Origin of the sequence: Rhodococcus sp. 05-2254-6 (assembly GCF_002258565.1) — a bacterium.
Lineage (GTDB): Bacteria > Actinomycetota > Actinomycetes > Mycobacteriales > Mycobacteriaceae > Rhodococcoides.
On the sequence record NZ_NOZF01000140.1, the window covers coordinates 23499 to 35934 of the forward strand.

The following is a 12436-nucleotide window of genomic DNA, read 5'->3' on the forward strand; positions in this document are numbered from 1 at the left end:
GCGTGAGGCTGTGACCGGTCGTGTCGATCGGTTCGACGAGATGCTCGATGCCGACGACGACGTCCGTCCGCATTGGGCGGAATTAATCGACGGTATGCGCGAGGCCGGCTCGGGTGCCATGCAGACGTTGCAGTCGCGGGTGAGCCGTCTGGTCGACGACCACGGCATCACGTACAACCCGATTCCGTCGGGTGGCAGCGAGGCGTTGCCCAGTGCTGTTCGGTGGGGGTTGGACAGTGTTCCGTTGGTCGTCGCGGCCGACGAGTGGGACCGTCTGGAAGCAGGTTTGGTTCAGCGGTCGATGTTGCTCGATGCGATGCTCACCGACATCTACGGTGCTCAGGAAACCGTTCGTCGGGGGTTGATTCCGCCGGAGTTGGTCTTCGGCAACCCGGGCTATCTGCGGACGGCGCATGCGATCACCGTTCCGGGGCCGCATCAGCTGTTCATGCATGCCGCCGATGTCGCCCGAGGTTCCGACGGCGAATTCCGGGTCGTCGCCGACCGCACGCAGGCACCGTCGGGAGTGGGGTACGCGCTCGCCGATCGGCGGGTGATGTCGCGCGCGATGCCGGAGTTGTTCCAGGCCAGCAATCCCAGGCCGCTGTCCACGTTCGCTCGGGCGGTTCGTCTGGCGCTTCGCGATGCGGCACCCGCATCGGCCGAGAATCCGGTCGTGGTGGTGCTCAGTCCCGGTTCGCATTCCGAGACGGCATTCGATCAGGCTTATCTCGCAACGGTTCTCGGCTTTCCGCTCGTGGAGAATGCCGATCTCGTGGTCCGCGACGGCTGTCTGTGGATGCGGTCGCTCGGCAAGCTGCGCCGGGTCGATGTGGTGCTGCGCCGAGTCGACGCCGAGTTCGCCGACCCACTCGATCTGCGCCCGGATTCGCATCTGGGAGTCGTCGGTCTGGTCGAAGTGCTGCGGCGTGGGGCCGTGAGCGTCGTGAACACTCTCGGTAGTGGTGTCCTCGAGAACCCGGCTCTTCTTCCGTTGCTTCCGGCGTTGAGCCGTGCCCTGCTGGACGAGGATCTGATTCTCGGTTCGGTACAGACCTATTGGGGTGGCGACCCGGATCAGCTCTCGCACATCGGAAGCCGGATGCGTTCGCTGGTGCTGCGCTCTACCACCTCACGTCGCACGGTGGTGGGGCACGATCTCACCGACGTCGCCGCGGAGGAGCTGTGGAAGCGAATTCTCGCCGAGCCATGGAAGTGGACCGGGCAGGAAGTCCCCGAGTTCTCGTTGGCTCCGGTCGGTTCGTCGATCGACGGCGGCTCGGGTTCGCAGTTGTCGGTGGCACCGGCGCAGGTGGGGATGCGGCTGTTCACGGTTGCCCAGCGGGGCGGGTACACGCCGATGCGCGGCGGCCTGGGGCAGGTGGTGCTCACCGCACCGGTCACCGAACCGCTCATCACGGTGGCGTCGAAGGACGTATGGGTCAAGTCGGTGGAACGGGTCACCCCGGCGGACTCCGCTCCGCACACCCCGCCCGCCACGGTGGAGGAGTTGCCGCAGTACGCCGCGTCCAACGTCGATGTCGTCAGTTCCCCGCGTGTGCTCGGCGACCTGTTCTGGTTCGGCCGCTACAGCGAGCGTGCCGAGGACATGACTCGACTGCTCATCGCCGCGCGCGAACGCAATCAGGACTACCGCTCGATGCCGTGGCTCGAAGGCAGCGAGAGTCTGCCGATCCTTCTCGAAGCGGTCACGAAGGTCTCGCGCACCTGGCCGGGATTCCTCGACGAGAAGAACCGCGGTGATGCGAGCGTGGAAATGCGCTCGCTGATGCTCTCCACGGGACGTCTGGGTTCGCTGGCCCAATCGGTGGATCGGATGCAGCAAGCGGCGCGCGCGGTGCGCGACCAGCTCTCGAACGACACCTGGGCGGTGCTGAATCGCATCGACACCGCGCTCGAGGAGCTGGCCGAGTCGCCGGTTCACAACGGCGCGCAACTGGCGTCGTCGCAGTCGAGTGTGCTGCGCGGGTTGCTTGCGCTGGCCGGCTTGGCATCGGAATCGATGGTGCGAGACGCGGGCTGGTACCTGATGGATGCAGGCAAACGGATCGAGCGTGGTCTGCAGCTGACTGCGCTGCTCTCGGCCACGCTGAGTCACGCTCTCACGCCGTCCACCGAACAAGCGGTCATCGATTCGGTGCTGTCCGCGGCCGAGTCCTCGGTGATCTACCGCAGACGCAACAGCGGGCGCGCGCGTCCGGCTGCCGTCGCGCAACTGTTGTTGTTCGACGAGGGCAACCCGCGAGCGTTGGTCTACCAGCTCGATCGGCTGCGGGACGACCTGGGTTCGTTGCCCGACGCCTCGGGTACGTCGCGGCCCGAGCAGCTCGTCGAGCAGATGCGGGTGCGGTTGCGGCGCGTTGACCCGGGCGATCTGGAATCGGTCGATGCGAACGGCAGGCGAGTGGAGTTGCTCGAGCTGGTGGACGGCATCCACGACTCGCTGGAGGAATTGTCCCGCGTCGTCCTCGCCACGCACATGTCGTTGCCCGGTGGCACGCAGCCGCTGTGGGGCAGCGCCAACATCCGAACTGCGAACGGAGTGCGGTGATGAGTCGTCGGTACCGAATCAAGCACATCACCACCTACACGTATTCCGACCGCGTTACCTCGTCCTACGGGCGCGGATTCCTCGCGCCCCGCGACATGGACGGGCAGCACTGTCTGGAGAAGTCGGTCACGGTGGAGCCGGCTCCCACCGATCAATCCTTCGGCGTGGACGTCTACGGCAACGAGGACGTGTACTTCCACGTCACGCACGACCACGAGAAGCTGGTGGTCACGGCGGATTCGCTGGTGGAGGTCTATCCTCGTCCGGCGGACGAGACGACGTCGTGGCCGGCGACGGCATCCTGGGAGTCGGCTCGGATGGCGCTGTTCGATGCGAGCGTGCCTGCGGATCCGGCCCGCGCGTCGGCCGTGGAGTTCGCTCTCGATCTGCCGACTCCGGAGATAGCCGACGAGGTGCGCGCCTACGCGGCCCCCAGCTTCTGGCCCGGTCGTCCCCTCGCGGACGTCGTCGTCGATCTGACGCATCGGATCTTCACCGACTTTCGCTATCTTTCCGGCTCGACGACGGTCTCGACCACCGTTGTCGACGTCCTCGCCGCGAGGTCGGGAGTGTGTCAGGACTTCGCTCGCCTTGCGATCGCGTGCTTGCGGTCCCAGGGTCTGGCGGCCCGGTACGTGTCGGGATACCTCGCAACCGAACCTCCGCCCGGCAAGGAACGGATGATCGGTGTCGACGCGACCCACGCATGGGCTGCGGTGTGGATGCCGAACGATCGGTGGCTCGCCTTCGATCCCACCAACGATCAGCTGGTCGACGAGCGATACGCGACCGTGGCGTGGGGACGCGATTACGCCGACGTGCCGCCCCTGCGCGGAGTGATCTACACCGAAGCGGAGGAGAGCACCATCGCCGTATCGGTGGACGTTGCACCGCAGTAGCGAACCCGGCATAATTCGGTGGCTCGGGGGTAACCGACCATCTGGTCGAATCTACGAATGCAACGTGCGAAAAGCCGCAAAACGGACAATCGTTTCCCATTCGTAGTCACCGAGACGGCACAGCAGAACACACCGAACGGGTAGCTTGGATATCGATGACCGCAACACTGGCAGACCCTGTATCAGAGGTAGTAGCAGCAGCCCAGCGACTCCTCACCAAACGCACCGGAGCTCCGGTGACGTTGATCGACCCGGTGAATCTGGGGGGTAGCGGTCAAGCGATCGTGTTGCGAGTCAGAGTGTCCGAGAACCCGTTTCAGCTGCCCCGCACCCTGGTGATCAAGCAGGTCCGGGAGCTGCCCGCCGAATCGGAACTGCATGCCGAGCTCGCCGACATCTCCGGTTCCAGCGCCTTCCTGCGCGAGGCGGCGTCGTACCAGTTCGCCAACGCTCTGGCCACGGACAGCAGGCCCGGACCCGAGCTGCACGCATACGACCTCGACGCGAGGTTGCTGGTGCTCAGCGATCTCGGCGACGCCAGTCCCATCACTGCTCTGCTGCGCAACTCGGACGAAGCCGCGGTGACCAATTCCTTGATGGCCATGGCGCAGGCGCTCGGCCGCATGCACGCCGCCACCGTCGGCCGTGAGGACGATTTCGCCGCTCTGCTGCGACGGGTGGGACAACCCGACTCCACCGACGGGATCTCCGCCCAGATACCCGACGCTCTTGCCGAGGTCCCCGGCCTGCTGACCGATCGTCTGGGCGTCGGAACGACTCCGGATGCCATTCTCGATCGAGTCTCTCGCAGCGGGCGACTGTTCGCGCACGGTGCCTTCCGCGCCTTCAGCCCGTCCGACCTGTGTCCCGACAACATCATCGTCAACGACGAAGGCGTGCGGTTCCTCGACTACGAGTGGGGCGGATTTCGTGACGCCACCCTCGACATTACCTACGCGTTGGCGTCGTTCCCAGGTTGCCTGTGCAGCTTCGAGCTCTCACACGATCGCGAGCAGGCGATGATCGACGCGTGGCGCTCGGAAGTGGTGGGGATATGGCCCGCGTTGGCCGACGACACCACGCTGGCGAGCAAAATTCTCGACGCGCGTCTGATCTGGGTGTGGCTGAGCACCTACTGGTTCCTGCCCGACGACCACACGCGCATCGCAGCGGCGCGTGCTCACCACCTGTCGGTTCCGCGGTCGCAGGCACTGATTTCGCGGTGGACGGCGCTGGCAGACAGTGCCGCGCGCGTCGGTGAGACCGACATCGCCGACTACGCGACGTCGGTCGGCACCGCTCTGCGCACCAAGTGGGAGCGCTGAGGAAGACGCCGTTCGCGCATCCGCCGGTCGCATCGGTAGCGTTCGACGGGTGAGCGGCGGCATCGGTAGTGACTTCTCCGGCGGCGACATCTCGGGGAGCGACGAGTTGGGCGATGGACTGTTCGACGCGCCTGCGCCCCCGGAGGCGATGATCGCCGAGTCCCGTCCCACGTCCACCTACGTCAGGCCCGACGCACCTCTGGCGGTCCGTATGCGTCCGACGAGCCTCGACGAGGTGGTGGGGCAGTCTCATCTGTTGGCTCCGGGCGCACCGCTGCGCCGGCTGGTCGAGGGCTCCGGTGCGTCCTCGGTGATGCTCTACGGTCCACCGGGAACCGGTAAGACGACGCTGGCGTCGCTGATCTCGGGGGCTACCGGACGCAAGTTCGAGGCGCTGTCGGCTCTCTCGGCCGGTGTCAAGGAAGTACGCAACGTCATCGAACTCGCGCGCCGCCGACTGCTCTCGGGCGAGCAGACGGTGCTGTTCATCGACGAGGTGCACCGATTCTCCAAGACGCAGCAGGATGCACTGCTCGCTGCCGTCGAGAATCGGATCGTGTTGTTGGTGGCTGCGACCACGGAGAACCCGTCGTTCTCGGTGGTGTCGCCGCTGCTGTCCCGGTCGTTGGTTCTGCAGTTGCAGCCGCTGGCATCCGAGGACATCGAGTTGTTGCTCACTCGCGCCGCCAACGATCCGCGCGGACTGGACGGTGCGGTGACCATCGCCGACGACGCGATGGATCACCTGGTGCGTCTCGCTGCCGGCGACGCCCGACGGGCGTTGACGGCACTCGAGGCGGCAGCGGGCGCTGCAACCGACGGGATGCTCGACCTCGCGACGGTCGAGGCCAGTGTCGACAAGGCCGCCGTGCGTTACGACCGCGACGGAGATCAGCACTACGACGTCATCAGCGCGTTCATCAAGTCGATCAGAGGGTCCGACGTCGACGCCGCCCTGCACTATCTTGCGCGGATGATCACGGCAGGCGAGGACGCGCGGTTCATCGCGAGACGTCTCGTGGTGCACGCCAGCGAGGACATCGGGATGGCCGACCCCACGGCACTGCAGACCGCGACGGCCGCTGCCAGCGCCGTGCAGATGATCGGTATGCCCGAGGCACGGTTGGCGCTGGCGCAGGCGACGATTCATCTGGCCACTGCGCCCAAATCCGGTGCCGTGATCGGCGCACTCGGTGCTGCCATGGCCGACGTGGCTGCAGGCAAGTCGGGATCGGTGCCGCCGCATCTGCGCGACGGCCACTACAAGGGAGCTCAAGGGCTGGGGAACGCCGTCGGGTATCGGTACCCGCACAGCAGTCCTGGCGGCGTATTGGGGCAGCAGTATCCGCCGGACGAACTGGTGGGCGTGAACTACTACGAGCCCACCGAGCACGGTGCCGAGCGGGAAATCGCGACCAGGGTCGGGAAACTGCGCCGCATCATCCGAGGCCGATAGGCCCTCGAGTCGGTGCGGGGTCCGACGACGCTAACCTGTATCCGTGCAGACCCATGAGATCCGCAGGCGTTTCCTCGACCATTTCGTGAAGGCGGGACACACCGAAGTACCCAGTGCGTCGTTGATCCTCGACGACCCCAATCTGCTGTTCGTCAATGCGGGCATGGTTCCGTTCGTGCCGTTCTTCCTCGGTCAGCAGACACCGCCGTACAAGACGGCGACGAGCGTCCAGAAGTGCGTGCGCACGCTCGACATCGAGAACGTCGGTATCACCACCCGCCACAACACGTTCTTCCAGATGGCAGGAAACTTCTCGTTCGGCGACTACTTCAAGCGAGACGCCATTCGGCACGCCTGGTCTCTGTTGACTGACAGCATCGAGGACGGCGGATACGGGTTCGATCCCGAGCGCATCTGGGCCACCGCGTATCTCGACGACGACGAGGCGATCGAGCTTTGGAAGGAGATCGCAGGCCTCCCCGACGAGCGAATTCAGCGCCGAGGAATGGCCGACAACTACTGGTCCATGGGCATTCCCGGACCCTGTGGCCCGTGCTCGGAGATCTACTACGACCGAGGACCCGAGTTCGGTGCCGAGGGCGGTCCCGAGGCCGACGAGGATCGGTACATCGAGATCTGGAACCTCGTGTTCATGCAGAACGAACGCGGCAAGGGAATCAGCAAGGACGACTTCGAGATCCTCGGTCCGCTGCCGAAGCAGAACATCGACACCGGCATGGGCGTCGAGCGCGTCGCCTTCCTGCTGCAGGGCGTGGACAACGTCTACGAGACCGACCTCGTCCGACCGGTGATCGCCAAGGCAGAGGAACTCTCGGGACGCGCCTACGGTGCCAACCACGACGACGACGTGCGTTTCCGAGTCATCGCCGATCACGCCCGGACCGCCGCGCTGCTGATCTCCGACGGAGTCAATCCCGGCAACGACGGTCGCGGCTACGTGCTGCGCCGATTGCTGCGCCGCATCGTCCGATCGGCACGCCTGCTCGGCGCACCCGACGAGACCATGGCGCAGTTCGTCACCGTCGTACGAGACACGATGGCCGAGTCGTACCCGAATCTGGTCACCGACTTCGATCGCATTCTGACCGTCGCAGTGGGGGAGGAAACGGCGTTCCTCAAGACCCTGACCTCGGGTTCGCGGCTGTTCGAGGGAGCGGCGGAGGCAGTCAAGGCGTCGGGCGCGAAGAAGATCGGCGGTGCCGAGGCATTCGCGCTGCACGACACCTATGGTTTCCCGATCGATCTGACGCTCGAGATGGCCGCCGAGGCCGGCCTGTCGGTGGACGAGGACGGTTTCCGCTCGCTGATGGCCGAGCAGCGCAACCGGGCCAAGGACGACGCCCGTGCCCGCAAGCACGCACACGCAGACCTCACGGTCTACAAGGATTTCGTCGACGGTTCGCCGACCGAGTTCACCGGATTCGACGAACTCGGCTCCGAGGCAACGGTATTGGCCCTGATCTCGAACGGCGTCCGCGTACCGACCGCGGTTGCGGGAGACTCGGTGGAGATCATCCTCGACCGCAGCCCGCTCTACGCCGAGTCCGGTGGCCAGATCGCCGACATCGGCACGATCACTGCACCCGGCCTCGGCGTCAAGGTCAACGACGTGCAGAAGATCGCCAAGAAGCTCTGGACGCACAAGTCGGTGGTCGAGTCGGGTCAGATCACCGAGGGCGACACCGTGCACGTCGACGTCGACCACGCGTGGCGTAAGGGCGCGACTCAGGGCCACTCGGGTACCCACATGGTGCACGCGGCACTGCGACAGGTGCTCGGGCCGAACGCGACACAGGCCGGATCGCTCAACAAGCCCGGCTACCTTCGGTTCGACTTCTCGTGGCAGGGAGCGCTCTCGGAGGCGCAGCGCGACGACATCGAGAACGTCGCCAACGACGCGGTGGGCTCGGACTTCGCGGTCAACACCATGGTCACCGACCTCGACAGTGCCAAGAAGATGGGCGCCATGGCCCTGTTCGGTGAGAACTACGGCGACGAAGTGCGCGTCGTCGAGATCGGCGGACCGTTCTCGATGGAACTGTGCGGTGGTACGCACGTGCAGCACTCGTCGCAGATCGGCCCGGTCACCATTCTCGGTGAATCGTCCGTGGGCTCGGGAGTGCGCCGAGTCGAAGCCTTCGTCGGTCTCGACTCGTACCGCTATCTCGCCAAGGAACGCGCGCTGCTGGCCGGCATCGCGTCCTCGCTGAAGGTGCCGTCCGAGGAGGTTCCGGCCCGCATCGAGACCCTGGTCGAGCGTCTGCGGGTCGCGGAGAAGGAACTCGACGCGGTCAAGGCTGCCGCAGTGCTGGCCTCGGCAGGGGAGTTCGTCGGCAGGGCCGAGCGATTCGGCGACGTGCGAGCGGTCATCGCGCAGGCACCGGACGGCGTCGGCGGCAACGACTTGCGCACCTTGGTCACCGATATCCGAGGCCGGCTGGGCGCGGATCCGGCCGTGGCGGTGCTGTTCGGCACCGTGAACGGCAAGGTCCCGTTCGTGGTCTCGACCAACAAGGCAGCTCAGGATGCAGGCATCGCGGCAGGCGATCTGGTGGCGGCCTTCGGTCCGAGTATCGGTGGCCGAGGCGGCGGCAAGCCCGAGTTGGCTCAGGGTTCGGGATCGGACGTCGCCGGAATTCCAGCCGGTATCGACGCAGCCCGGGCTCGATTGACCGAACTCACCACCCACTGACGATCGTGGTAGCTCAGGGGCGCGGCCCCGATCGGCCAGGAGTCGACGATCCCGGCCGCGGCCGTCGTATCGGCATCGACGTCGGGAGTGTGCGCATCGGTATCGCCTCGAGCGATCCCGACGGTGTACTCGCCACGCCGGTCGAGACCGTGCCGCGATCGAAGATCAAGGGTCCCGACGCCCCGGACGTGGCGCGGGTGGCGGAGATCGTCGCCGAATACGAGGCCGTCGAGATCGTCATCGGGCTTCCTCGGACGCTGCGCGGAGAGCGCGGCAACGCCGTCGACGCAGCCGAGAAATTCGGCCGCTCCCTGCACCGGCGACTGGGTGATGTGCCGATTCGGATGGCCGACGAGCGACTGACTACCGTGAGTGCATCGCGCGCGCTACGGGACAGTGGAGTGCGAGCCAAGAACCAACGATCGGTGATCGATCAGGCTGCGGCGGTCGCCATACTGCAGGGCTGGCTCGACGAGCGCCGTGCCGTATCGGATCGTGCAGCGAACAATTCAGGATCGACGGAGGTCGACGAGTGAACTACGAAGGGTCCGATCGGGACCGGCGAGATGCGCGCTCGGACGAGGCGCACACCGACCCGATCGGCTATCGCGTGGACGAGGGCAGCGAGTTCCACCGCACTGTGCACGGCCCGCCGCAGCGTCAGGAGCCGCATCCCCGGTCCTCTCGTGACGCAGATCGGGAGCACGAGGCCGAGCGCGGAGCGTTGCCACAGGAGGTCGGCCGCAGCCGTGCCGCGACCCGGAAGGACCGAGCTGCCTCCAGCCGCAAGCGCCGCGGCCGCCTGGTCGCTCTGGTGCTCGGTCTCGTACTGGTCGTAGCCGTTGCGGGAGGAGCGTATTTCGCAGTGAGCAAGTTCGGCAATCGCACGACACCGAACGCCGACTTCACCGCGGGCTCACCGGGGGACGGCGTGGTGATTCAGGTTCATCCCAACGACACCGCACAACAGATCGGTACCCAGGCAGCGGACAAGGGTGTGGTCGCCAGCTCAGGAGCCTTCCTCGAAGCGGCGCTCCTGAACAACGCCATCACCTCGGTTCAACCCGGTTTCTATCTGCTCGCCAGCAACGTGCCTGCCTCGCAGGCCGTGAACGAACTGGTCGACCCCGCCTCCCGGGTGGGCAACATGGTGATCTCGGAGGGCCGGCAGCTGCACGACGCGCGCGACGTGAACACCGGTGCCGTCAAGAAGGGCATCTACACCCTGATCTCCGAGGCCAGCTGCGTGGACCGAACCGGCAGTGGAACCCCCACCTGCGTGAGCTACGACGACCTCAACGTGGCCGGAGCCGTGGACGACCCGGCCGCCTTGGGCGTGCCCGACTGGGCCACCGATCGCGTCGAGGGAGTCCCGGACCGCGATCGCCAGCTCGAAGGCCTGATCGCCGCAGGAACCTGGGACTTCGATCCCAGCGCGGCTCCGACCGACATTCTGAAGCAGCTGGTGTCCGAGAGCGCGACCCGCTACGAGGACACCGGAATCCTCACCGCGGGTGCCAACTCCGGGCTGACTCCGTACGACACCCTCGTCGCTGCGTCGCTCGTCGAGCGGGAGTCGCTGCCGCAGGACTTCAGCAAGGTGGCCCGGGTGATCCTCAATCGGCTCGCGGTGCCGCAGAAGCTCGAGTTCGACTCGACGGTCAACTACTCGCTCGACACGACCGAGGTGGCCACCACCGACGCCGATCGCGCCCGCGTCACCCCGTGGAACACCTATGCCAGCGAAGGGCTGCCGGCAACTCCGATCTCCTCGCCGAGTATCGGAGCGGTGCAGGCGGTCGAGATGCCCGCCGACGGTGACTGGCTGTACTTCGTGACCATCAACCAGGCGGGCGAAACTCTGTTCACCCGCAGCTACGAGGAACACCTGGCCAACATCACCAAGGTCGAGGGTGGCTTCCTCGACAGCGGCCGCTGACGTGCGCGCCGCTGTACTCGGAAGCCCTGTCGAACACTCGAAGTCGCCGGTGCTGCACTGTGCCGCGTACCGCGCGCTCGGCCTCGCCGACTGGACCTACGAGCGCATCGACTGCACCGGTGAGCAGTTGCCCGGCCTGCTCGACGGTTTCGGTCCCGAATGGGTCGGCGTGTCGGTCACCATGCCGGGGAAGGTCGCGGCTCTGGCGTACGCGACCGAGCGCACCGCGCGGGCAGTTCTGGCCGGCTCGGCGAACACCCTGGTGCGCACCGAGTCGGGCTGGCGCGCCGATTGCACGGACGTCGATGGGATAATCGGTGCACTGCGCGACGCCGGAATCGAGGACCTGTCCGGTCGCACCGTGACGGTGGTCGGCGCAGGAGGAACGTCGAGGCCGGCGATCGTGGCGCTGGCCGGACTCGGAGCGACTGCGGTCACTGTCGTCGCGCGGTCGGCCGACCGCGCCCGAGACACACTGGACTGCGCCGTCGCCGCGGGGATGCGCGCGGAATTCGCGGACATGACCGACCCTCGGCTCGCCACCGTCGCAGCGGAGTCCGCTGTGCTCGTCAGCACCGTGCCCGCGGCCGGGGCTGCGGACATCGCGTCGGATCTCGCCCAGGCGCCCCTGGTCCTCGACGCCATCTACGATCCCTGGCCGACGCCCCTGGCAACTGCCGTGGACGCGGCCGGTGGAACCGTCATCAGCGGATTGTCGATGCTGCTCAATCAGGCGTACGGGCAGGTGGAACAGTTCACCGGCAGGCCCGCGCCGCGAGCGATCATGCGGGACGCACTGTTCGCCGCGTTGTGAGTTCGAGCCGGCAGTAGTCCACGGGCCGGAGTAGTCCACGGGCCGCGAGTTGTCCACAGGCCCCGAGTTGTGCACAGGGCAATGTTCCACCTGGGCTTTCGTCACAGTCGATCGCTGCCGTGGTGCAAGCCTTCGGTCATGATTGTCGTGTGTGGTGCGGTCGTGGTCGGTGCCGTTGTGGGGCTGACGATGCGCCGATGTTTGGTCCGATGGAGTCCTCGGCTCCTGCCGCTGCTGTCTGCGATCGGTACCGGATGGGTCTGGTGGCGTTTCGGCGGTACCGAGTACGCGGTTCCGTTGTGCGTGACGACGTGGTGGTTCGCCGCACTCAGCGCGGTCGACCTGCAGCGACGCCGGTTGCCGAACGCCTTGACCGTCCCCGGGGCGGTCGTGGTGACGATCGCGCTCGTGTTCACCGGTTCGCCGGGGGCACTGCTGGGCGGTGCTCTGTTGTTCGCGATCTATCTCGTCGTTCACCTTCTCGCGCCCGCGGCGTTCGGAGCGGGGGACGTCAAACTCGCCTGGTCGGTCGGCTCGATCGCGTGCGTCGGCGGCGGGGGAGGATGGGCGATCGCCGCGCTGTCGGCACCGGTGGCAACTGCCGTGGTGGGGTCGATCACCGCGGCGTTGGGGCACCGGCGAGCCCGCATCCCGCACGGCCCGTCCATGTGCGCGGCCACCCTGCTGGCATCCGCGGCGTCCCTGGCGTGAAAAGATG

Annotated in this window: 9 protein-coding genes; all 9 read left to right on the forward strand. The window is 66.5% G+C overall.

Annotated features, from left to right (window positions below):
- The first annotated feature begins 40 nt into the window (after window positions 1-40).
- The 9 genes from CH256_RS18095 (at window position 41) to CH256_RS18135 (ending at window position 12429) form a co-directional block, all read left to right on the forward strand.
- Window positions 41-2572, forward strand: coding sequence for a circularly permuted type 2 ATP-grasp protein (locus tag CH256_RS18095; protein ID WP_373454843.1), 2532 nt, complete (start codon window positions 41-43; stop codon window positions 2570-2572).
- On the forward strand, window positions 2572-3471 hold the full coding sequence (locus CH256_RS18100) for a transglutaminase family protein (RefSeq protein WP_094670206.1): 900 nt from the start codon (window positions 2572-2574) through the stop codon (window positions 3469-3471). The genes CH256_RS18095 and CH256_RS18100 overlap by 1 nt, the downstream gene beginning before the upstream one ends.
- A gap of 155 nt (window positions 3472-3626) precedes the next feature.
- On the forward strand, window positions 3627-4796 hold the full coding sequence (locus CH256_RS18105) for a kinase (RefSeq protein ID WP_094670207.1): 1170 nt from the start codon (window positions 3627-3629) through the stop codon (window positions 4794-4796).
- A gap of 148 nt (window positions 4797-4944) precedes the next feature.
- The gene (locus CH256_RS18110) at window positions 4945-6252 is read left to right on the forward strand and encodes a replication-associated recombination protein A (protein ID WP_255183163.1); all 1308 of its coding nucleotides are present in this window, start codon (window positions 4945-4947) and stop codon (window positions 6250-6252) included.
- Between the two features lie 43 nt (window positions 6253-6295).
- Window positions 6296-8965: an alanine--tRNA ligase gene (gene alaS, locus CH256_RS18115; RefSeq protein ID WP_094670208.1), complete on the forward strand. Its 2670-nt coding sequence runs from the start codon at window positions 6296-6298 to the stop codon at window positions 8963-8965.
- Window positions 8966-8970: 5 nt separating this feature from the next.
- On the forward strand, window positions 8971-9501 hold the full coding sequence (gene ruvX / locus CH256_RS18120) for a Holliday junction resolvase RuvX (RefSeq protein WP_068050567.1): 531 nt from the start codon (window positions 8971-8973) through the stop codon (window positions 9499-9501).
- A complete protein-coding gene (locus CH256_RS18125; protein WP_094670209.1) occupies window positions 9498-10904 on the forward strand; it encodes an endolytic transglycosylase MltG in 1407 nt (468 codons plus the stop codon). The genes ruvX and CH256_RS18125 overlap by 4 nt, the downstream gene beginning before the upstream one ends.
- Window positions 10879-11718 (forward strand): shikimate dehydrogenase, encoded by an 840-nt coding sequence (locus CH256_RS18130; protein ID WP_373454842.1) that lies wholly within the window; start codon window positions 10879-10881, stop codon window positions 11716-11718. The genes CH256_RS18125 and CH256_RS18130 overlap by 26 nt, the downstream gene beginning before the upstream one ends.
- A gap of 138 nt (window positions 11719-11856) precedes the next feature.
- The gene (locus CH256_RS18135) at window positions 11857-12429 is read left to right on the forward strand and encodes a prepilin peptidase (protein WP_231893997.1); all 573 of its coding nucleotides are present in this window, start codon (window positions 11857-11859) and stop codon (window positions 12427-12429) included.
- Window positions 12430-12436: the final 7 nt, after the last annotated feature.